We start from the raw sequence: 21,762 nt of genomic DNA on the forward strand, positions 1-21,762 counted from the left end.
CCTATTCAGAAGCGCTATATGCCCAATCCTGTCGAACCTGAAACCCTGGCCCAGTTGCCGTTGGACGAGCTTGTCGCCTGTCATGAATGTGACCTGCTGCTGCGCAAGCCCGTGCTCCAGCATGATGAGAAAGCCCAATGCCCGCGCTGCGGCTATGAGCTGTACGCCCATCGGCACAATGTGGTCAACCGCAGCCTGGCCCTGGTGCTCACCGCCTTGCTGCTGTTTGTGCCTGCCAATTTCCTGCCGATCATGCAGCTGCACCTGCTTGGCCAGACATCGGACGATACTGTCTGGAGCGGCGTGCTGGGCCTGTACAACTCGGAAATGCGCGGTGTGGCCGTCGTGGTTTTCCTGTGCAGCATGGCCATCCCTCTGGCAAAACTGCTCTGTCAGCTGGTCGTGCTCTTGAGTATCCGTCTGAACGTGGGGCGTAGTTTCGGCCTGCTGTTCTACCGCATCTATCACCACTTGCGTGACTGGGGCATGCTCGAGGTCTATTTCATGGGCGTGCTGGTAGCCATCGTCAAGCTGGTGGACCTGGCCGAGCTGACGGTAGGTCTGGGGCTGTTCTGCTTCATCAGCCTGTTATTGATCCAGGTGTGGCTCGAGGTGGTGATGTCACCGCACCAGATCTGGAGTGCGCTATCAGGGGAGGACCTGCATGCGGGCGATTGATGCAGGCATTCTTGTCTGCAATGAATGTCACGAGCTGAACCGGCAACAGCCAGACAGCACTTCACAAACCTGTACACGCTGCGGTGCCATCGTGCATGCCCGTCGGCCGAACAGCATCGCGCGTACCTGGGCGCTGCTGATTGCCGCGTCGATCCTGTACATCCCGGCCAACATGCTGCCGATCATGACCGTGAGCACCCTGGGCCAAGGCAGCCCCGACACGATCATGTCCGGTGTCATCACCTTGCTCAAGCATGGCATGGTGCCCATTGCTGCCGTGGTGTTCATTGCCAGTATCCTGGTGCCCACGTTCAAACTGGTGGGCATCGGCTTGCTGTTGTACTCCGTTCAGCGCCGTCAGCCGCTTTCGGCACGGCAACGGATATTGATGTACCGCTTCATCGAATTCATTGGGCGCTGGTCCATGCTCGATATCTTTGTCATCGCCATCCTGGTGGCGGTGGTGAATTTCGGCCGAATAGCCAGTGTCGAAGCCAACCTGGGCGCTGTCGCCTTTGCAACTGTGGTGATCCTGACAATGCTTGCCGCTTTAACTTTCGATCCCCGACTGATTTGGGATAACACGGAGTCGGATGACGACCATGAGTGACCTGCCAACGGCTAAAACCCGCCCAGCCTCGAACTGGTCGGCCATATGGATCCTGCCTTTGATCGCCTTGATGATCGGTGGCTGGCTTGCGTGGCAGGCTTACCGTGATGCCGGTGTGGAAATTGAGGTCCGCTTCGAGTCGGGTGAGGGTATCGTCGCCAACAAGACCGAGGTGATCTACAAGGGCATGCCGGTTGGCAAGGTCAAGAGCCTGGTGCTCGACGCCAAGGGTGAGAACCAGGGGGTGATCGCCACCATCGAGATGAACAAGGCTGCCGAGCCGCATCTGACCAAAGGCACGCGTTTCTGGCTGGTGAAGCCGAGCGTCAGCCTGGCGGGTATTTCCGGCCTGGAAACTCTGGTGTCAGGCAACTACATCGCCGTCAGCCCAGGGGAGGGGGAGCGCACCAAGCGTTTTACTGCCTTGAAGGTTGCTCCGCCGCTGTCGGACACTGAGCCGGGCCTGCACCTTACCCTCAAGGCCGAGCGGCTTGGGTCGCTCAACCGTGACAGCCCAGTGTTCTACAAGCAGATCCAGGTTGGCCGGGTTAAAAGCTACCGCCTGTCCGAGGACCAGAGCACTGTCGAGATAAAGGTCTTCATCGAGCCGGCCTATGCCAGCCTGGTGCGCAAGCACACGCGTTTCTGGAATGCCAGCGGCGTCAGCATCGATGCTTCGCTGTCGGGCGTGAAAGTGCGTAGTGAATCGCTGTCGAGCATTGTCGCCGGTGGTATCGCCTTTGCCACGCCGGAACACCGCAAGGACAGTCCACCCACCGACTCGAACCTGCCGTTCCGTCTGTATGAGGACTTCGATGCGGCCCAGGCCGGCATCCGGGTGAAGGTGAAATTGAGCGATTACGAGGGCCTGCAGGCGGGCCGTACACCGGTCATGTACAAGGGCATCCAGGTAGGCTCGCTGAAAGCCCTGACAATGGCAGACAACCTGGCCAGTGCCTCGGCCGAGCTTACGCTGGACCCGTTGGCCGAGGATTATCTGGTCGAGGGCACGCAGTTCTGGGTGGTCAAACCGTCAATTTCCCTGGCGGGTATCACTGGCTTGGAGGCGCTGGTCAAGGGTAACTACATCGCCATTCGCCCTGGTGAGAAAGGGGCGCGGCCAGAGCGTGAGTTCGAAGCCCGCGCTAAGGCGCCTCCGCTCGACCTCAAGGCACCAGGCCTGCACATGGTGCTGTTCGCCGACACCCTGGGTTCGCTGGAAGTCGGTAGCCCGGTCATGTACCGCCAGGTGAAGGTGGGTAGCGTGCAGAGCTACCAGTTCGCCCGCAACAGCAATCGCATCCTGATCGGAGTGCATATCGAGAAGGAATACGAAAAGCTGGTCAACGGTTCGTCGCGCTTCTGGAATGTCAGTGGCATCACCCTGACGGGCGGCCTGTCGGGCATCAAGATCAAGAGTGAATCACTGCAGACCCTGATGGCTGGTGGTATCGCGTTCGATACGCCACGGCCTGATGTGCCGCTCAAACGACACATCCCACGCTTCCGCCTGCATGACAGCCAGGAGGCGGTCAACCGCGCGGGTACGTTGATCACCATTCGTGTGGACCGTGCCGACGGCCTCAAGCCTGGCACGGCGATTCGCTTCCGCGGCCTGGATGTGGGTAGCGTCGAGAGCGTCGACCTGACCGATGACTTGCAGGCGGTGCTGCTGCGGGCGCGCATTACCGAAGCGGCGGACCGTATCGCCCGCGTCGGTACGCAGTTCTGGGTGGTCAAGCCAGCCTTTGGCCTGGTGCGCACGCAGAACCTCGACACCCTGGTGGGCGGGCAGTACCTGGAAGTGCAGCCGGCTGCCAAGGACCGTGGCCCGCAGCGCGATTTCATCGCCTTGGCCGACGCCCCGCAGGTGGCAGGGCCTGAAGTCGGGCTGCCGTTGACGCTGAGCGCCCCGCGCCGTGGCTCGATCAAGCCGGGCGTGCCGGTGACCTATCGTGAGGTTGCGGTGGGCAAGGTGACGGGCTTCGAGCTGGGCCAGAGCGCTGACCGCGTATTGATCCATATCCTGATCGAGCCGCGCTATGCGGCCCTGGTGCGCAGCGGCAGCCGCTTCTGGAACAGCAGCGGCTTCGGTTTCGATTGGGGGCTGGTCAAGGGGGTTACGGTGCGTACCGAGTCGGTGGAGACCATGATCGACGGCGGTATCGCCTTCGCCACGCCGGATGGCGAGCAGATGGGCAACCCGGCACGGCCGCAGCAGACGTTCGCCTTGTTCGACAAGGCCGAGGATGAATGGCTGCAGTGGGCGCCGAAGATTCAGATTGCCAAGTAAGATTGCAGAAGGGGCCGCTTTGCGGCCCCTCGCCGGCAAGCCAGCTCCCACAGGGACCGCGCATGGCTTGCCGGTGATGAGGCCGGATCAGGTTATCCAGGCAAGCCCGTCAAATCGCAGGCAACAAAAAACCGACCCTAGGGTCGGTTTTTCGACTAGCGCGTCGCTTAGGCAGCTGCAGCTTCTTTCAGCGCCTTGATGTGGCCATTCAGACGGCCTTTGTGACGAGCAGCCTTGTTCTTGTGGATGATGCCCTTGTCGGCCATACGGTCGATTACAGGCACAGCCAGAACGTAAGCGGCTTGCGCTTTTTCGGCGTCTTTTGCGTCGATGGCCTTGACTACATTCTTGATGTAGGTGCGGACCATGGAACGCAGGCTGGCGTTGTGGCTGCGACGCTTCTCAGCCTGTTTTGCACGTTTCTTGGCGGAAGGTGTGTTGGCCACCGTCGAGCTCCTCGAAAGACTTTAGGTAAATAGCAAACAAAATAGGCCGCGAATCATGCCGATCAGTCGAACGGATGTCAAGGCCACCTGCAAGGTTCCGCCGAGCGGTGCGCCAACAAGAGGGAAATATTCCTTTCTGCTGCGCGACCTGTAAACTCGGGAATTTTTGGCTCCCCTGCGAAGGCGCGGGAGTATCGCACATTCGGACGCTGTCTGGCAGCGTCCTCTGCCCTTGGCGTGAATCTTTTCGATGAACCTGCTCAAATCCCTGGCTGCGGTAAGCTCGATCACCATGATTTCCCGGGTGCTAGGCTTTGTCCGCGACACCATCCTGGCGCGTGTTTTCGGCGCCGGCATCGCCACCGATGCTTTCTTCATCGCCTTCAAGCTGCCCAACCTGCTGCGGCGCATCTTCGCCGAGGGCGCGTTTTCCCAGGCCTTCGTACCGATCCTGGCCGAATACAAGACCCAGCAAGGCGAGGAGGCGACCCGCACCTTCGTCGCCTATGTCAGTGGCCTGCTGACCTTGGTTCTGGCGCTGGTGACCGCCATCGGCATCCTGGCGGCGCCATGGGTGGTGTGGGCGACCGCACCAGGCTTTGTCGACAGTGCCGAAAAGTACGAACTGACCACCGCCCTGTTGCGGGTGACTTTTCCTTATATATTGCTGATCTCGCTGTCCTCCCTGGCCGGGGCAATCCTCAATACCTGGAACCGTTTCTCGGTGCCGGCCTTTACCCCGACCTTGCTGAATGTGGCGATGATTGCCTTCGCCGTGCTGCTCACGCCGTATTTCGACCCGCCCATCATGGCCCTGGCATGGGGCGTGCTGGCCGGTGGCCTGGCACAGTTGCTGTACCAGCTGCCAGCGCTGAAGAAGATCGGCATGCTCGTGCTGCCACGCCTGAACCTGCGCGATACCGGCGTGTGGCGGGTGCTCAAGCAGATGCTGCCAGCGATCCTCGGGGTGTCGGTGAGCCAGATCTCGCTGATCATCAACACCATCTTCGCCTCCTTCCTGGTAGCCGGCTCGGTGTCGTGGATGTACTACGCCGACCGCCTCATGGAGCTGCCTTCCGGCGTACTGGGCGTGGCCCTGGGCACCATACTGCTGCCGACCCTGGCCAAGACCTACGCCAACAAGGACCGCGAGGAATACTCGCGGATCCTCGACTGGGGCCTGCGCCTGTGCTTCCTGCTGGTGCTGCCATGCACCCTGGCCCTGGCCATTCTCGCCGAGCCACTGACCGTGGCGCTGTTCCAGTACGGCAAGTTCACTGCCGTCGACGCAGCCATGACCCAGAAGGCGCTGATCGCCTATTCCGTGGGCTTGCTGGCGATCATTCTGGTCAAGGTGCTGGCACCCGGCTTCTACGCGCAGCAGAATATCCGTACACCGGTGAAGATCGCGGTATTCACCCTGGTCTGCACCCAACTGTTCAACCTGGCCCTGATCGGGCCGCTCGCGCATGCCGGCCTGGCCCTGGCGATCAGCCTGGGGGCCTGCCTGAACGCCGGCCTGCTGTTCTGGAAACTGCGCAGTCAGCAGCTGTTCCAGCCGCAACCAGGCTGGGCGATATTCCTGCTCAAGCTGGTGCTGGCGGTGGGGCTGATGTCGGCGGTGTTGCTGGCCGGCATGCATTATTTGCCGGCCTGGGAACAGGGCAACATGCTCGAGCGCCTGGTGCGCCTGGGGGCTTTGGTACTGGCGGGCGTCGTGACCTATTTCGGCTGCCTGTACCTGTGCGGCTTCCGGCCTCGGCATTTCGCCCGCAAGGCCTTGCACTGAGGCATCGGGCGGGTCAGGCGTCGGTTTTTCGAATTCCACGCCGCCCTTGGGCGCTGCTGCCTGTCACCGGCGCCCGGGTGTGGTTATAATCGGCCACTTTATGAGCAAGAAGCGCGTTATGCAGCTGGTTCGAGGTCTTCACAACCTGCGCCCCGAGCACCGGGGCTGTGTCGCCACCATTGGCAACTTCGACGGGGTTCACCGCGGCCACCAGGCTATCCTGGCGCGCCTGCGCGAGCGCGGCCAGGCCTTGGGCCTGCCGACCTGCGTGGTCATCTTCGAACCGCAACCACGCGAGTATTTCGCCCCCGACACCGCGCCGGCCCGCCTGGCCCGGCTGCGCGACAAGATCGAGCTGCTGGCGGCCGAGGGTATCGACCGGGTGCTGTGCCTGGCATTCAACCAGCGCCTGAGCAAGCTCGGCGCCGATGCCTTCGTCAAGGCCATCCTGGTCGACGGCCTGGGTGTACGCCACCTCGAAGTGGGCGATGACTTCCGCTTCGGCTGCGACCGCGCCGGCGACTTCGCTTTCCTGGTCGAGGCCGGCAAGCAGTACGGCTTCACCGTCGAGGCTGCCAACACGGTGATCCAGGACGGCCTGCGGGTCAGCAGCACCGAAGTGCGCAAGGCCCTGTCCGAAGGCAACTTCGAGCTGGCCGAGCACCTGCTGGGCCGCCCGTACCGCATCAGCGGCCGCGTGCTGCATGGCCAGAAGCTGGCCCGCCAGCTCGGCACACCTACCGCCAACATTCAGCTCAAGCGCCGCCGCGTGCCGCTGTCCGGGGTCTACCTGGCCAGCATCGAAATCGACGGCAAGGCCTGGCCGGGTGTCGGCAATATCGGCGTGCGCCCCACCGTTGCCGGTGATGGGCGCCCGCACCTGGAGATTCATCTGCTGGACTATGCCGGCGACCTTTACGGCCGGCGCCTGACGGTGGAGTTCCACCACAAGCTGCGAGAAGAGCAGCGATTCGCCTCCCTGGAGGCGCTGAAGTCGGCGATCGATGCGGATATCGCCGCCGCACGTGCACATTGGCACGCTCAACCGCTAACGAAGAGCCTGAAATGACCGACTACAAAGCCACGCTTAACCTTCCGGACACCGCCTTCCCCATGAAGGCCGGCCTGCCTCAGCGCGAACCGCAGATCCTGCAGCGCTGGGACAGCATTGGCCTGTACCAGAAGCTGCGCGAAATTGGCAAGGATCGTCCCAAGTTCGTCCTGCACGACGGCCCGCCCTATGCCAACGGCAAGATTCACATCGGTCATGCGCTGAACAAGATCCTCAAGGACATGATCGTCCGTTCCAAGACCCTGGCCGGCTTCGATGCGCCGTATGTGCCGGGCTGGGACTGCCATGGCCTGCCGATCGAGCACAAGGTCGAGGTCACCCACGGCAAGCATCTGTCCGCCGACCGCACTCGCGAGCTGTGCCGCGAGTACGCCGCCGAGCAGATCGAAGGGCAGAAGACCGAGTTCATCCGCCTGGGCGTGCTGGGTGACTGGGACAACCCGTACAAGACCATGAACTTTGCCAACGAGGCCGGCGAAATCCGCGCCCTGGCCGAGATGGTCAAGCAAGGCTTCGTGTTCAAGGGCCTGAAGCCTGTGAACTGGTGCTTCGATTGCGGTTCGGCCCTGGCCGAGGCCGAAGTCGAGTACGCCGACAAGAAATCGCAGACCATCGACGTTGCCTTCCCGGTAGCCGATGACGCCAAGCTGGCTGCTGCCTTCGGTCTGGCTTCGCTGGCCAAGCCGGCTGCCATCGTGATCTGGACCACCACCCCGTGGACTATCCCGGCCAACCAGGCGCTGAACATCCACCCGGAGTTCAAGTACGCCCTGGTCGACACCGGCGAGCGTCTGCTGGTTCTGGCCGAAGAGTTGGTCGAGTCGTGCCTCAAGCGCTACAGCCTGGAAGGCTCGGTCATTGCCACCGCCCAGGGTTCGGCACTGGAACTGATCAACTTCCGCCACCCGTTCTATGACCGCCTGTCGCCAATCTACCTGGCTGACTACGTCGAACTGGGCGCCGGTACCGGCGTGGTGCACTCCTCGCCAGCCTACGGTGAAGACGACTTCGTCACCTGCAAGCGCTACGGCATGGTCAACGACGACATCCTCACCCCGGTGCAGAGCAACGGCGTGTATGTGGACTCGCTGCCATTCTTCGGCGGCCAGTTCATCTGGAAGGCCAACCCGGCCATCGTCGAGAAGCTGAGCGAAGTCGGCGCGCTGATGCACACCGAAACCATCAGCCACAGCTACATGCACTGCTGGCGCCACAAGACCCCGCTGATCTACCGCGCCACCGCGCAGTGGTTCGTGGGTATGGACAAGCAGCCGACCACCGGCGAGCCGCTGCGTGAGCGCGCACTTAAAGCCATCGAAGACACCAAGTTCGTCCCGGCCTGGGGCCAGGCGCGCCTGCATTCGATGATCGCCAACCGCCCGGACTGGTGCATCTCCCGTCAGCGCAACTGGGGTGTACCGATCCCGTTCTTCCTGCACAAGCAGACCGGCGAGCTGCACCCACGCACCGTCGAGCTGATGGAAGCAGTGGCCAAGCGCGTCGAACAGGAAGGCATCGAGGCCTGGTTCAAGCTGGACGCCGCCGAACTGCTGGGCGCTGAAGCCGAGCAGTACGACAAGATCACCGACACCCTCGACGTGTGGTTCGACTCGGGTACCACCCACTGGCACGTGCTGCGTGGCTCGCATGACATTGGCCACGCCACCGGCCCGCGTGCCGACCTGTACCTGGAAGGTTCCGACCAGCACCGCGGCTGGTTCCACTCGTCCTTGCTGACCGGTTGCGCCATCGACGGCCACGCGCCGTACCGCGAGCTTCTGACCCACGGCTTCACCGTGGACGAGAACGGCCGCAAGATGTCCAAGTCGCTGGGCAACACCATCGAGCCAGAAAAGGTCAACAACACCCTGGGTGCCGATATCCTGCGCCTGTGGGTTGCCGCTACCGACTATTCCGGTGAAATGGCCGTTTCCGAGCAAATCCTGCAGCGCAGCGCCGACGCCTACCGCCGTATCCGCAACACTGCACGCTTCCTGCTCTCCAACCTGTCCGGCTTCGACCCGGCCCGCGATTTGCTGGCCCCGGAAGACATGCTGGCGCTGGACCGCTGGGCGGTTGACCGCACCCTGCTGCTGCAACGCGAGCTGGAAGAGCACTACAGCGAGTACCGTTTCTGGAACGTCTACTCCAAGGTGCACAACTTCTGCGTGCAGGAACTGGGCGGCTTCTACCTCGACATCATCAAGGACCGCCAGTACACCACCGGCGCCAACAGTGTCGCTCGCCGTTCCTGCCAGACCGCGCTCTACCACATCAGCGAGGCGCTGGTGCGCTGGATCGCGCCGATCCTGGCGTTTACGGCCGACGAAATCTGGCAGTACCTGCCAGGCGAGCGCAACGAGTCGGTAATGCTCAACGGCTGGTACGAAGGCCTGAGCGAGCTGCCGGTAGGTACCGAACTGGACCGCGCCTACTGGGACCGCGTGATGGCCGTCAAGGCATCGGTCAACAAGGAGCTGGAAAACCAGCGTACCGCCAAGGTCATCGGCGGCAACCTGCAGGCCGAAGTCACCCTGTACGCCGACGAAGGCCTGAGCGCCGACCTGGGCAAGCTGGGCGACGAACTGCGCTTCGTGCTGATCACCTCGGCTGCCAGCGTGGTGCCATTCGCGCAAGCGCCGGCCGAAGCGGTGGCCACCGAAGTCGAAGGCCTCAAGCTGCAAGTGGTCAAGTCCGGCCACACCAAGTGCGGCCGTTGCTGGCACTTCCGCGCCGACGTCGGCAGCCACCCGGAGCACCCGGAAATCTGCGGCCGTTGCGTCGACAACCTGAGCGGTTCCGGCGAGGTGCGCCACTATGCCTAACCCTGTAGCGGGGCGCTTCGGGCGCCTTGCATGGCTTTGGCTGAGCCTGGTGGTACTGGTCCTCGACCAGGCCACCAAGCTGTATTTCAACAATGCCCTGACCATGTACCAGCAGGTTGTCGTCATCCCTGACTACTTCAGCTGGACCCTGGCCTACAACACCGGCGCGGCGTTCAGCTTCCTGGCTGAAAGCTCCGGCTGGCAGCGCTGGCTGTTCGCCCTGATCGCCGTGGTGGTCAGTGCCGTGTTGGTAGTGTGGCTCAAGCGCCTGGGGCGCAACGAGACCTGGCTGGCCGTGGCGCTGGCGCTGGTGCTGGGTGGCGCGATCGGCAACCTGTACGACCGCGTCGTGCTCGGCCATGTGGTCGACTTCATCCTGGTGCACTGGCAGAACCGCCATTACTTCCCGGCCTTCAACCTGGCCGACAGCGCCATCACCGTTGGTGCGGTGATGCTGGCGCTGGATATGTTCAAGAGCAAGAAGTCCGAGGATCCGGTCCATGACTGACACCCGTATCGGCCAGAACACCGAAGTCACCCTGCACTTCGCGCTGCACCTGGAAAACGGCGACACCGTCGACAGCACGTTCGACAAGGCCCCGGCCACCTTCAAGGTTGGCGATGGCAACCTGCTGCCAGGGTTCGAGAACGCCCTGTTCGGCTTCAAGGGTGGCGACAAGCGTACCGTCGTGGTGGCCCCGGAGAACGCATTCGGCCAGCCAAACCCGCAGAACGTGCAAGTCATGCCACGGTCTCAGTTCGAGGGCATGGAGTTGTCCGAAGGGCTGTTGATCATCTTCAACGACGCCGCCAACACCGAGCTGCCGGGTGTAGTCAAAGCGTTCGATGACGACCAGGTGACCATCGACTTCAATCACCCATTGGCTGGCAAGACCCTGACCTTCGAGGTGGAGATCCTCGAGGTGAAGGCCCTGTAAGCCTGGAGCCGAGCATGCAAATCAAACTCGCCAACCCTCGCGGCTTCTGCGCGGGGGTCGACCGGGCGATCGAAATCGTCAACCGCGCGCTGGAAGTCTTCGGCCCGCCGATCTATGTGCGTCACGAAGTGGTGCACAACAAGTTCGTGGTGGAAGACCTGCGCAACCGTGGCGCCATCTTTGTCGAAGAGCTGGACCAGGTACCGGACGACGTCATCGTCATCTTCAGTGCCCACGGGGTTTCCCAGGCCGTGCGCCAGGAAGCTGCTGGCCGTGGCCTGAAAGTGTTCGATGCCACCTGCCCGCTGGTGACCAAGGTGCACATCGAAGTGGCCAAGTACAGCCGCGACGGCCGTGAGTGCATTCTCATCGGCCACGAAGGGCATCCGGAGGTCGAAGGCACCATGGGCCAGTACGACGCCAGCAACGGTGGCGCCATCTACCTCGTCGAAGACGAGGAGGATGTTGCCAACCTGCAGGTGAAGGACCCGGACCACCTGGCGTTCGTCACCCAGACCACGCTGTCGATGGACGACACCAGCCGCGTGATCGACGCCCTGCGTGCGCGCTTCCCGAACATTGGCGGCCCGCGCAAGGATGACATCTGCTACGCCACCCAGAACCGCCAGGACGCGGTCAAGCAACTGGCGGACGAGTGCGACGTGGTACTGGTGGTCGGCAGCCCGAACAGCTCCAACTCCAACCGCCTGCGCGAGCTGGCCGAGCGCATGGGCACCCCGGCCTACCTGATCGACGGTGCCGAGGACCTGCAGCGTGGCTGGTTCGACCAGACGGCGCGGGTCGGCATCACCGCTGGCGCTTCGGCTCCCGAAGTTCTGGTGCGTGGCGTGATCGAGCAGCTCAAGGCCTGGGGCGCCACCGGTGCTGAAGAGCTGGATGGGCGGGAAGAGAACATCACCTTCTCCATGCCCAAGGAACTGCGGGTTCGGTCGCTGATCTGAAACGGCACCCACCTGGTGCTGTTTTATGTGGGAGCGGCCTTGTGTGCGAAAGGGCCGCTCCCACAACGACCACATATGCTAGCTGGAGGTGTCTTTGCATCGGGATTTTTTTGGCTCTCCCATCTGTACGTTGACCCTGCCAGTCGATGCCATCACAACTTGATACTGGCTAGTTGCGGTCAAGCGCTCGCAAATCTCCATCGTTGAACCTAACCAATTACCGTTGGCCCCAAGCGGAACACCCTGCGCACTGAATTTCAGCTGCTCACCGCGATTGCTCGTGATCTTCAGCGGCCGTGAAAGACGCTGCTCGCGCAGCACCTGCCCGTTATGCTCCAGCATCACCTGCCAACCATTCCCCCAGTTACCGTCCAACGCCTGCACCAGCACCGGCTGGCTTTGCAACATGGCATGGCTGCGCGCACTGCGCAGTGCCTGCGCCAAGTCACGCGCAGCTGCCGCCCTGTGTAGGTCGTCGCTCAATCTGGCGTAGGCCGGCATGCCGAGTTGTGTCAGCAATACGGCCACCGCCAGGGCCGACAACATTTGTATCAGTGTTACACCTCGTTGCTTCACCGTGCATTCCTCCCTGGAAGTGCTTGGCTGTAGCTTCACGGTCGTTGGACCGGCGGTCCAGTCGCCCGGGTTCAATGCAATTGCAGGAAAAGTCGCAGGAGGTGCAGGGATGCACGCAAGACAGCGGGGCATGACGCTTCTGGAAGTGTTATTGGCGGTGGTAGTGGTGGCTGTGGGTATGTTCGCAGCGGCAGGCCTGCAACTGCAGGCATTGCAGGCTGCGGAGAACGCGCGCCGCGATGGACAGGCGGCAATGGCGGCGCACAGTGAGCATGAAAGGGGGCGGCCATGAGTCGCGGCCAGCGTGGTTTCGGCTTGCTTGAGGTGATGCTGGCGCTGACCATCGGGTTGCTGCTGTTGACGGCGGCCAGCCAGCTATTTGCCTCGGCCCACCATACCTGGCGGCTGCAAAGCACGGCAGTACGCATGCAGGATGAGGCACGCCTGGCATTGCTGCGAATGGCCCAGGATATCCGCATGACCGGGATGTTCGGCTGCCTGCGACTGCGGCCAAAGCACTTCGGCAGTTCGAGCGCAGGGCACGCATTCGCCCGGCCGATGGAAGTCGAAGCATCCACCCTTAGCCTGGTCGTTGCGGAGTTACCTGGGCAAGCCGGGGGCCCGCAGTGGTTCCTGCACACGGACTGTACTAGCAAGGTGTCTGTGGACGATGAGTTGAAGGAGGGCTACCCACAGGTTTACCCCATCAGCAGATATGTCTACCAACTCCAGGGCAATACGCTGAGATTCAAACGCAACAAAAGCAACTTCCAGCCGCTGGTTGAAAATGTGCGCTCAATACGTTTCCAACGTGTGCAAATGGCACAGGGTGAGGGGGTGGATATTGCCCTGACGCTTTACGAACCCACGCTCGAACTTGAACAGCACCATGAACTGAGCGTCGCAATCCGCAACCCGGTGCCGGCCTCATGAATCGTCAGCGTGGCATAGTCCTGTTGTTGGCCTTGGTCCTGAGCCTGCTGCTTGGGCTGTTTGCGGCGTCTGCCCTGCGTAATGCGCTGGTGCAAACGCGAATGACCGGCTATCTGAGCGAAGGCCTGCTGGCGCTGGAGCAGGCCGAGGCCACGCTGCTGGCAGGGGCAGGCGAGCTCGAGCGGGCTCCCCCCGACCCTTGCGAGGCGTGCCCGCCACCCGCTCGACCGCATGACCTGAGCGGGCAGTGGCAGCCCACGCGAACCGGCTATTTCCATTTGCAGAATCTGGGTACCAGCGAACACGCGGCGCATATGCCGGAAGGGCAGCAGGTCACCCTGTACCGCGTCACCGCCGTCAGCCTGCAAACCCAGTCACGGCATGTGCTGGAAGCGGTCTACGCCATGGACGGCGACACAACCCGGCGCATTGCCTGGCGGCAGAGATTGCGAGGAGACTGACATGCAGCAAGGCTTGAGCCTGATCGAGTTGTTGATTGTGCTGGCCGTGACCGGCATTCTGGCAGCCATTGCCTACCCCAGTTACAGCGACCAGCTACGGCGAGCCGCGCGCAGCGAAGTGGTTGGCCTGCTGCATGATGCCGCCCTGCGCCTGGAGCGCCACCGCGTACGCACTGGCCAATACGCCGAGGGCGACCCGGCCTTGCCCGACGGTACCCGCTATTACAGCCTGCAGGCCCAGCGCGACAGCGACACCTTCACGCTGCGCGCCCGGCGGCTGCCGAGCGGGCTGATGGCGCAGGACCGCTGTGGCGATTTCCAGCTCGACCAGGCCGGCGTGCAGCGCAATCCGGGTGCCGTCGAAGACAGCGTGCATTGCTGGGGAAGCTGAAGATTGAATGATGCCCGGTGCATCGCGGATTTACTTCAGGTGTTGGATCGACAGATGAGCAAGCAAGTAGTGGTGGTCGGCGGCGGGGTGATCGGCCTGCTGACGGCATTCAACCTGGCGGCGAAGGTCGGGCAGGTGGTGGTGTGCGATCAGGGGGAAGTCGGCCGCGAGTCGTCCTGGGCTGGCGGTGGCATCGTCTCGCCGCTGTACCCGTGGCGTTACAGCCCGGCCGTGACCGCCCTGGCACACTGGTCGCAAGACTTTTATCCGCAGCTGGGCGAGCGTTTGTTCGCCAGCACCGGCGTCGACCCCGAAGTGCACACCACGGGCCTGTACTGGCTCGACCTGGACGACGAGGCCGAAGCGCTGGCCTGGGCCGAGCGTGAGCAGCGGCCGCTGAGTGCCGTGGATATTTCGGCGGCCTATGACGCGGTGCCGGTGCTGGGCCCGGGCTTCAAGCGTGCCATCTACATGGCCGGCGTGGCCAACGTGCGCAACCCGCGCCTGGTGAAGTCGCTCAAGGCGGCGTTGCTGGCGTTGCCCAACGTGACCTTGCGTGAGCACTGCCAGGTTACCGGTTTTGTCCAGCAGGGCGGTCGCGTGACCGGGGTGCAGACGGCAGACGGCGTTCTGGCGGCGGATGAGGTGGTGCTCAGTGCTGGCGCGTGGAGTGGCGACCTGCTGCGTACGCTCGGCCTGGAGCTGCCGGTGGAGCCGGTGAAGGGCCAGATGATTTTGTTCAAATGTGCCGAAGACTTCCTGCCGAGCATGGTGCTGGCCAAGGGGCGCTATGCGATCCCGCGGCGTGACGGGCATATTCTGGTGGGTAGCACGCTGGAGCATGCCGGGTACGACAAGACCCCGACCGAGGAGGCGTTGGAGAGCCTGAAGGCCTCGGCGGTGGAGTTGCTGCCTGAGCTCGAGGGGGCCACGGTGGTGGCGCACTGGGCCGGGCTGCGGCCGGGGTCGCCGGAAGGTATTCCGTATATCGGGCCGGTGCCGGGGCATGCGGGGTTGTGGTTGAACTGCGGGCATTACCGCAACGGGCTGGTGCTGGCGCCGGCTTCGTGCCAGCTGTTTACCGACTTGCTGACCGGGGCCGAGCCGATCATCGACCCGGCGCCCTATGCGCCAACCGGGCGGCTGGGCTGAGGGCCTCTTCGCGGGTAGAGCACAGGTTTCGAAAACTGTGCGATCCCTGTGGGAGCGGGTTTACCCGCGAAGAAGCCAGTGGAGATTTGAATTCAGTCTTGGCGGCCTGGCCCTTGCTGCAGGTGCGCCTGGCTGCAGTACCACTCGTTGCCCTGCTGCAGCGCCCGGTCATTGGGCAGGTGCACGCCGCAATGGGCGCAGCGCACCATCTTCAGCGGCGCATCCAGCTTGGCCTCGGGGTGCGACTGTTGGCTGGCTTTGAACTTGCGCCACAGCCAGAACGCAGCGGCGATCAGGGCGATCCAGAAAAGTAGGCGAACCATGGTGTCCAGCTTGTCGGTTGAAGAAGCCGACAGTCTAGGACGCGGCCAATAAAAAAGGGAGGCCCAGGGCCTCCCTTTCATGTACCGCTACGTATCAGTCGAACAGACCAAAGGTCATGTAGCTGAACCAGGAGCGGTCTTTCTCGGCTTCCTTCGGCCCTTCCGGCACGATCGGGTCACCGTTCTCGTCAGTTGGCAGCAGCTCACGCGGCATCTCGTCACGTGCATCCTGGAACTGCTTGACGACGTCCTGGTTGGCGCGGGTTTCACCCGGTGGCAGCGGGGTTTCGGTTTCGATCAGGCCCAGGGTCGCCTTGGACAGCCAGCCGCGGCCGTCAGACTCGGTCTGCTTTGGCTGGAACTCGCCATCTACCAGGCTCGGGTGGTCCGGGTAGTTGAGTTTGAGGGTTTCCAGGCTGGTGGCGGCCAGTTCGTCCAGGTGCATCTTCTGGTACGCCTCGACCATCACCGCCAGGCCGTCGCCGACCGATGGGGTTTCCTGGAAGTTCTCCACCACGTAGCGGCCACGGTTGGCAGCGGCTACATAGGCCTGGCGGCTCAGGTAGTAGTCGGCCACATGGATTTCGTACGACGCCAGCAGGTTGCGCAGGTAGATCATGCGCTGCTTGGCATCGGGGGCGTAGCGGCTGTTGGGGAAGCGGCTGGTCAGCTGGGCGAACTCGTTGTACGAGTCGCGGGCAGCACCCGGGTCACGCTTGGTCATGTCCAGCGGCAGGAAGCGCGCCACCAGGCCACGGTCCTGGTCGAACGAGGTCAGGCCCTTGAGGTAGTAGGCGTAGTCGACGTTCGGGTGCTGCGGGTGCAGGCGGATGAAGCGCTCGGCAGCCGACTTGGCAGCCTCGGGCTCGGAGTTCTTGTAGTTGGCGTAGATCAGCTCGAGCTGCGCCTGGTCGGCATAGCGGCCGAACGGGTAGCGCGACTCCAGGGCCTTGAGCTTGTTCACGGCGCTGGTGTAGCTGGAGTTGTCCAGGTCAGCTTGCGCCTGCTGATACAGCTCGGCCTCGCTGAGGTTCTCGTCGATCACTTCCTTATTGGAGGAACAGGCCGCGGTGAGCCCGAGGATGGCGATCAGCAGCAGGTGTTTCACTTGCATGGCGGCTTGCGTCCCTTTGACGGCCGCTGTCTTGGGCGGTGCCGTCCTGTTATGATGAGCGCCCCGGCCAACCCCGGGACAAAAGAAGCCGTATTTAACCACAAGCTCGCAGCCGAAACCAAAGGCTGTGCGCCCGCCGAATCGAGCATGTCCGAGATCATTCAACTTAGCGCAGAGGTCCCGTCCGAACTGGGCGGTCAACGCCTCGACCAGGTCGCCGCCCAATTGTTCGACGAGTATTCGCGCTCGCGGCTGACTACCTGGATCAAAGAAGGCCGCCTGACGGTCGATGGCGCGGTCCTGCGCCCGCGTGACACCGTCCATGGTGGCGCCGTGCTGGCCCTGGAGGCCGAGCAAGAGGCCCAGGGCGAGTGGGAGGCCGAGGACATCGCGCTGGACATCGTCTATGAAGACGACCAGATCCTGGTGATCAACAAGCCTGCCGGCCTGGTTGTGCACCCGGCTGCCGGGCATGCCAGCGGCACCTTGCTGAACGCGCTGCTGCACCATGTGCCCGACATCATCAACGTGCCGCGCGCCGGCATCGTGCACCGCCTGGACAAGGACACCACCGGCCTGATGGTGGTGGCCAAGACCCTGCAGGCGCAGACCAACCTGGTCGACCAGCTGCAAAAGCGCTCGGTCAGCCGCATTTATGAATGCATCGTGGTTGGTGTGGTGACTGCCGGTGGCAAGATCGACGCGCCCATCGGTCGCCACGGCGGCATGCGCCAGCGCATGGCAGTCACCGACGGCGGCAAGCCTGCGATCAGCCACTACCGTGTGCTCAAGCGCTTCCGCTCGCACACCCATGTGCGGGTGAAGCTGGAAACCGGCCGTACCCACCAGATCCGCGTGCACATGGCTCATGTCGGCTACCCGCTGGTCGGCGACCAGACCTACGGCGGCCGCTTCCGCATCCCGCCGGCAGCCAGCCCGACCATGGTCGAGGCGGTGAAAACCTTCCCGCGTCAGGCCCTGCACGCACGCTTCCTGGCGCTGGTACACCCGACCACCGGTGAGCGCATGGAATGGGAATCGCCGCTGCCGGACGACTTCGTCTGGTTGCTGTCGCTGCTGAACCAGGACCGCGAGAGCTTTATCGGATGAGTGGCCTGACTCAGTCGCTGCTGTTCCCCGACTGGCCGGCCCCGGCCTCGGTGCGCGCCTGTGTCACCACTCGCCAGGGCGGCATCAGCCTGCCGCCCTATGAAACCTTCAACCTTGGCGACCATGTTGGGGACGACCCTGTCGCGGTGGCCGAGAACCGTCGTCGCCTGAGCGACGAATTCGCCATCCAGCCGGCCTGGCTCAAGCAGGTGCATGGGCTGGTGGTGGCAAATGCCGACCCGGCCGTGGTGGCCGAGGCCGACGCCAGCTGGACCGATCAGCCTGGCATTGCCTGCACCGTGATGACTGCCGATTGCCTGCCAGCGCTGTTCTGCGACCGGGCCGGTACCCGCGTGGCGGCCGCGCATGCTGGATGGCGCGGGTTGGCCGGTGGTGTGCTGGAGGCCACCTTGGATCGCCTGGCACTGCCACCCGAAGAGGTGCTGGTGTGGCTGGGCCCGGCGATTGGCCCACAGGCGTTCGAAGTGGGGCTGGAAGTGCGTGATGCCTTTACGGCGGTGCACCCGGAAGCGGCCAGGGCCTTTGTCGATGGTGCCCGGCCGGGCAAGTTGATGGCCGACATCTATGAGCTGGCGCGTATTCGTTTGGCGGCGCGTGGGGTGACTGCTGTTCATGGCGGTGGCTTGTGCACGGTCAGCGACGAGCGGTTCTTCTCCTATCGCCGTACTCCGCAGGGGGGGCGTTTTGCTTCCCTTGTGTGGCTGGAACCGCGCTAGCCTGCATCGGCCTTTTCGCGGGTGAACCCGCCCCCACAGGATAATCACAGGCCCTGAGAGCGGAGCAGTACTTGTGGGGGCGGGCATGCCCGCGAATGGCCCAGCACTAATCCAACAGGTTGATCCTGGTCAACCCCGCTACGCTTGAATCTTCCAGAATCAGCCTTATCTATAAGGTCATCTCAGGCAGGTTTCTTCACAAACAGGCGCTGTCCATCGCTCCGACCTGCCCTTTAAAAGGAAGGTATCCCCATGCGAATAGACCGTTTGACCAGCAAGCTGCAGCTTGCGATATCCGATGCCCAATCCCTGGCGGTTGGCATGGATCACCCTGCCATCGAGCCGGTGCACCTGTTGCAGGCATTGCTCGAGCAGCAGGGCGGCTCGATCAAGCCGCTGCTGATGCAGGTAGGCTTCGACATCAACAGCCTGCGCCAGGCACTGGTGAAAGAACTCGACCAGCTGCCGAAAATCCAGAACCCCACCGGCGACGTGAACATGTCGCAGGACCTGGCGCGCCTGCTCAACCAGGCCGACCGCCTGGCCCAGCAGAAGGGCGACCAGTTCATTTCCAGCGAACTGGTGTTGCTGGCTGCCATGGACGAGAACAGCAAGCTCGGCAAGCTGTTGTTGAGCCAGGGCGTGAGCAAGAAGGCCCTGGAAAACGCCATCAACAACCTGCGTGGCGGTGCGGCGGTCAATGACGCCAACGCCGAGGAATCGCGCCAGGCGCTGGACAAGTACACCGTCGACCTGACCAAGCGTGCCGAAGAGGGCAAGCTGGACCCGGTGATTGGCCGTGACGACGAAATTCGCCGTACCGTACAGGTGCTGCAACGCCGTACCAAGAACAACCCGGTGCTGATCGGTGAGCCTGGCGTAGGTAAAACCGCCATCGCCGAAGGCCTGGCCCAGCGCATCATCAATGGTGAAGTGCCGGACGGCCTGAAGGGCAAGCGCCTGCTGGCGCTGGACATGGGCGCGCTGATTGCCGGTGCCAAGTACCGCGGCGAGTTCGAAGAACGCCTCAAAGGCCTGCTGAACGAGCTGTCCAAGCAGGAAGGCCAGATCATCCTGTTCATCGACGAACTGCACACCATGGTCGGCGCCGGCAAGGGCGAGGGCGCCATGGACGCCGGCAACATGCTCAAGCCGGCCCTGGCTCGTGGCGAGCTGCACTGCGTTGGCGCCACCACGCTGAACGAGTACCGCCAGTTCATCGAAAAAGATGCTGCCCTGGAGCGCCGCTTCCAGAAGGTGCTGGTCGAGGAGCCGAGCGAGGAAGACACCATCGCCATCCTGCGGGGCCTGAAAGAGCGTTATGAAGTGCACCACAAGGTGGCCATCACCGACGGCGCCATCATTGCTGCGGCCAAGCTCAGCCACCGCTACATCACCGACCGTCAGCTGCCGGACAAGGCCATTGACCTGATCGACGAAGCGGCCAGCCGCATCCGCATGGAGATCGACTCCAAGCCGGAAGTGCTCGACCGCCTCGACCGTCGCCTGATCCAGCTGAAGGTGGAGTCGCAGGCGCTGAAGAAGGAAGAAGACGAAGCGGCGAAAAAGCGCCTGGAGAAGCTGACCGAGGAAATCGACCGGTTGGAGCGTGAATACGCCGACCTGGAAGAAATCTGGGCCTCCGAGAAGGCTGAGGTGCAGGGCTCGGCGCAGATCCAGCAAAAGATCGAGCAGGCCCGTCAGGAGCTGGAGACCGCCCGTCGCAAAGGCGACCTGAGCCGCATGGCCGAGCTGCAGTACGGGGTGATCCCGGACTTGGAGCGCAGCCTGCAGATGGTCGACCAGCACGGCAAGACCGAAAACCAGTTGCTGCGTAACAAGGTGACCGAGGAAGAAATTGCCGAAGTGGTCTCGAAGTGGACCGGTATCCCGGTGGCCAAGATGCTCGAAGGCGAGCGTGAAAAGCTGCTGAAGATGGAAGAGCTGCTGCACCAGCGTGTGATCGGTCAGAACGAGGCGGTAACCGCCGTGGCCAACGCGGTGCGCCGTTCGCGTGCCGGGCTGTCCGACCCGAACCGGCCGAGTGGTTCGTTCCTGTTCCTCGGCCCGACCGGGGTGGGCAAGACCGAGCTGTGCAAGGCGCTGGCCGAGTTCCTGTTCGACACCGAAGAGGCAATGGTGCGCATCGACATGTCCGAGTTCATGGAGAAGCATTCCGTGGCTCGCCTGATCGGTGCCCCACCAGGCTATGTGGGGTATGAAGAGGGCGGTTACCTGACCGAGGCGGTACGGCGCAAGCCATACTCGGTGGTGCTGCTGGACGAGGTGGAGAAGGCCCACCCGGATGTGTTCAACGTGCTGCTGCAGGTGCTGGAAGACGGCCGCCTGACCGACAGCCACGGGCGCACCGTGGACTTCCGCAACACCGTGATTGTGATGACCTCCAACCTGGGCTCGGCGCAGATCCAGGAACTGGTGGGTGACCGCGAGGCACAGCGTGCGGCGGTGATGGATGCGGTGGGTTCGCACTTCCGTCCGGAATTCATCAACCGTATCGACGAAGTGGTGGTGTTCGAGCCACTGGGCCGCGAGCAGATTGCCGGCATTACCGAAATCCAGCTGGGCCGCCTGCGCAGCCGTCTGCTGGAGCGCGAACTGTCGCTGAGCTTGAGCCCGGAGGCGTTGGACAAGCTGATTGCCGTGGGTTACGACCCGGTATACGGCGCACGGCCACTGAAGCGTGCGATCCAGCGCTGGATCGAGAACCCGCTGGCGCAGTTGATCCTGGCAGGCAAGTTCATGCCGGGCACGGCGATTACCGCCAAGGTGGAAGGCGACGAAATCGTCTTCGGCTGATCTGTTTCACCATGAGCCCCGCATCTGCGGGGCTTTTTTTGCCTGTGCCGGCCCCTTCGCGGGTAAACCCGCTCCCACAGGATTACCTACAGCTCAAAGGCCTGTGCAGTACCTGTGGGAGCGGGTTTACCCGCGAAGAGGCCCTCACAGCCCCAGAAAATCCGGGCCTTTCCGGCCTCCTGGATAACTAGCTGAAATTTTTGAAATTTTTGCTTGCATCTAAAATCTGGTGCCCCTAATATACGCCGCGTTGTCAGGCACTAAGCGAATCACCAGCAACACCGGTGACCGCAAAACAACTTACAAATCAGTAAGTTGAATGAAAAAAAGTGGTTGACAAGCAAAACGAAGAATGTAGAATAGCCGGCCTCAGCAGCTGCAACGCGAAAGCGGATAGCCAAAGAGACCGAAGCTAACACAAGCTTCGAAGCTGTAAAGATGTACCGAAGTTCAGTTCCGCGATAGCTCAGTCGGTAGAGCAAATGACTGTTAATCATTGGGTCCCTGGTTCGAGTCCAGGTCGCGGAGCCAATCT

At 62.8% G+C, this 21,762-nt stretch carries 21 protein-coding genes and 1 tRNA gene; 18 read left to right on the forward strand and 4 right to left on the reverse strand.

What is annotated here, in order from left to right; translation table 11 throughout:
• The first annotated feature begins 18 nt into the window (after positions 1-18).
• From NY023_RS03070 to NY023_RS03080, 3 genes are read left to right on the forward strand one after another with little or no spacing between them, the layout of a single operon-like run.
• A complete protein-coding gene (locus tag NY023_RS03070; RefSeq protein ID WP_013970746.1) occupies positions 19-678 on the forward strand; it encodes a paraquat-inducible protein A in 660 nt (219 codons plus the stop codon).
• Positions 665-1,288: a paraquat-inducible protein A gene (locus NY023_RS03075; RefSeq protein WP_015268842.1), complete on the forward strand. Its 624-nt coding sequence runs from the start codon at positions 665-667 to the stop codon at positions 1,286-1,288. Before NY023_RS03070 ends, NY023_RS03075 begins: the two co-directional genes overlap by 14 nt.
• Positions 1,281-3,581, forward strand: coding sequence for a PqiB family protein (locus NY023_RS03080; RefSeq protein WP_013970748.1), 2,301 nt, complete (start codon positions 1,281-1,283; stop codon positions 3,579-3,581). Before NY023_RS03075 ends, NY023_RS03080 begins: the two co-directional genes overlap by 8 nt.
• Before the next feature lie 167 nt (positions 3,582-3,748).
• Here NY023_RS03080 and rpsT read toward each other — a convergent pair whose 3' ends face one another.
• Positions 3,749-4,027, reverse strand: coding sequence for a 30S ribosomal protein S20 (gene rpsT / locus NY023_RS03085; protein WP_003247625.1), 279 nt, complete (start codon positions 4,025-4,027; stop codon positions 3,749-3,751).
• A gap of 250 nt (positions 4,028-4,277) precedes the next feature.
• Here rpsT and murJ point away from each other — a divergent pair, with 250 nt between their 5' ends.
• The 6 genes from murJ (at position 4,278) to ispH (ending at position 11,613) form a co-directional block, all read left to right on the forward strand.
• On the forward strand, positions 4,278-5,816 hold the full coding sequence (gene murJ, locus NY023_RS03090; protein WP_013970749.1) for a murein biosynthesis integral membrane protein MurJ: 1,539 nt from the start codon (positions 4,278-4,280) through the stop codon (positions 5,814-5,816).
• Between the two features lie 118 nt (positions 5,817-5,934).
• The gene (gene ribF / locus NY023_RS03095) at positions 5,935-6,885 is read left to right on the forward strand and encodes a bifunctional riboflavin kinase/FAD synthetase (RefSeq protein ID WP_023660619.1); all 951 of its coding nucleotides are present in this window, start codon (positions 5,935-5,937) and stop codon (positions 6,883-6,885) included.
• Positions 6,882-9,713 (forward strand): isoleucine--tRNA ligase, encoded by a 2,832-nt coding sequence (ileS, locus tag NY023_RS03100; RefSeq protein ID WP_013970751.1) that lies wholly within the window; start codon positions 6,882-6,884, stop codon positions 9,711-9,713. The genes ribF and ileS overlap by 4 nt, the downstream gene beginning before the upstream one ends.
• The gene (lspA, locus tag NY023_RS03105; RefSeq protein WP_003258216.1) at positions 9,706-10,221 is read left to right on the forward strand and encodes a signal peptidase II; all 516 of its coding nucleotides are present in this window, start codon (positions 9,706-9,708) and stop codon (positions 10,219-10,221) included. The genes ileS and lspA overlap by 8 nt, the downstream gene beginning before the upstream one ends.
• Positions 10,214-10,651, forward strand: a complete 438-nt coding sequence (fkpB, locus tag NY023_RS03110; protein WP_003258215.1) for an FKBP-type peptidyl-prolyl cis-trans isomerase — start codon at positions 10,214-10,216, stop codon at positions 10,649-10,651. The genes lspA and fkpB overlap by 8 nt, the downstream gene beginning before the upstream one ends.
• Before the next feature lie 14 nt (positions 10,652-10,665).
• The gene (gene ispH / locus NY023_RS03115; RefSeq protein WP_013970753.1) at positions 10,666-11,613 is read left to right on the forward strand and encodes a 4-hydroxy-3-methylbut-2-enyl diphosphate reductase; all 948 of its coding nucleotides are present in this window, start codon (positions 10,666-10,668) and stop codon (positions 11,611-11,613) included.
• 78 nt (positions 11,614-11,691) lie between these two features.
• Here ispH and NY023_RS03120 read toward each other — a convergent pair whose 3' ends face one another.
• Positions 11,692-12,189 carry a GspH/FimT family pseudopilin gene (locus NY023_RS03120; protein ID WP_024086212.1) on the reverse strand — a complete coding sequence of 166 codons (498 nt, stop codon included), beginning with the start codon at positions 12,187-12,189 and terminating at the stop codon, positions 11,692-11,694.
• A gap of 109 nt (positions 12,190-12,298) precedes the next feature.
• Here NY023_RS03120 and NY023_RS03125 point away from each other — a divergent pair, with 109 nt between their 5' ends.
• Genes NY023_RS03125 through thiO form a run of 5 tightly spaced genes read left to right on the forward strand, consistent with a single transcriptional unit; the run spans position 12,299 to position 15,126 of the window.
• The gene (locus NY023_RS03125) at positions 12,299-12,481 is read left to right on the forward strand and encodes a prepilin-type N-terminal cleavage/methylation domain-containing protein (RefSeq protein WP_024086213.1); all 183 of its coding nucleotides are present in this window, start codon (positions 12,299-12,301) and stop codon (positions 12,479-12,481) included.
• Positions 12,478-13,122, forward strand: coding sequence for a PilW family protein (locus NY023_RS03130; RefSeq protein ID WP_013970756.1), 645 nt, complete (start codon positions 12,478-12,480; stop codon positions 13,120-13,122). Before NY023_RS03125 ends, NY023_RS03130 begins: the two co-directional genes overlap by 4 nt.
• The gene (locus NY023_RS03135) at positions 13,119-13,583 is read left to right on the forward strand and encodes a hypothetical protein (RefSeq protein WP_044046882.1); all 465 of its coding nucleotides are present in this window, start codon (positions 13,119-13,121) and stop codon (positions 13,581-13,583) included. Before NY023_RS03130 ends, NY023_RS03135 begins: the two co-directional genes overlap by 4 nt.
• 1 nt (position 13,584) lies before the next feature.
• Positions 13,585-13,974, forward strand: a complete 390-nt coding sequence (locus NY023_RS03140) for a type IV pilin protein (protein WP_013970758.1) — start codon at positions 13,585-13,587, stop codon at positions 13,972-13,974.
• A 54-nt stretch (positions 13,975-14,028) separates the two neighbouring features.
• A complete protein-coding gene (gene thiO / locus NY023_RS03145; protein ID WP_013970759.1) occupies positions 14,029-15,126 on the forward strand; it encodes a glycine oxidase ThiO in 1,098 nt (365 codons plus the stop codon).
• A 92-nt stretch (positions 15,127-15,218) separates the two neighbouring features.
• On the opposite strand, the gene NY023_RS03150 is transcribed toward thiO, so the two are convergent.
• Positions 15,219-15,449 carry a PP0621 family protein gene (locus NY023_RS03150; RefSeq protein WP_013970760.1) on the reverse strand — a complete coding sequence of 77 codons (231 nt, stop codon included), beginning with the start codon at positions 15,447-15,449 and terminating at the stop codon, positions 15,219-15,221.
• Positions 15,450-15,543: 94 nt separating this feature from the next.
• Complete coding sequence (locus tag NY023_RS03155) at positions 15,544-16,563, reverse strand: outer membrane protein assembly factor BamD (protein WP_013970761.1); 1,020 nt, start codon at positions 16,561-16,563, stop codon at positions 15,544-15,546.
• A 147-nt stretch (positions 16,564-16,710) separates the two neighbouring features.
• Between NY023_RS03155 and rluD the strand changes: the two genes are divergently transcribed.
• The 4 genes from rluD to NY023_RS03175 all read left to right on the forward strand — a co-directional run bounded on the left by rluD (position 16,711) and on the right by NY023_RS03175 (position 21,758).
• On the forward strand, positions 16,711-17,673 hold the full coding sequence (gene rluD / locus NY023_RS03160) for a 23S rRNA pseudouridine(1911/1915/1917) synthase RluD (protein ID WP_015268856.1): 963 nt from the start codon (positions 16,711-16,713) through the stop codon (positions 17,671-17,673).
• A complete protein-coding gene (gene pgeF / locus NY023_RS03165) occupies positions 17,670-18,410 on the forward strand; it encodes a peptidoglycan editing factor PgeF (protein WP_013970763.1) in 741 nt (246 codons plus the stop codon). Before rluD ends, pgeF begins: the two co-directional genes overlap by 4 nt.
• A gap of 252 nt (positions 18,411-18,662) precedes the next feature.
• On the forward strand, positions 18,663-21,227 hold the full coding sequence (gene clpB, locus NY023_RS03170; protein WP_015268858.1) for an ATP-dependent chaperone ClpB: 2,565 nt from the start codon (positions 18,663-18,665) through the stop codon (positions 21,225-21,227).
• A gap of 455 nt (positions 21,228-21,682) precedes the next feature.
• A tRNA-Asn gene (locus NY023_RS03175) sits at positions 21,683-21,758 on the forward strand.
• The last annotated feature ends 4 nt before the right edge of the window (positions 21,759-21,762 follow it).

This window comes from Pseudomonas sp. NBB, from assembly GCF_032701105.1.
Lineage (GTDB): Bacteria > Pseudomonadota > Gammaproteobacteria > Pseudomonadales > Pseudomonadaceae > Aquipseudomonas > Aquipseudomonas asiatica.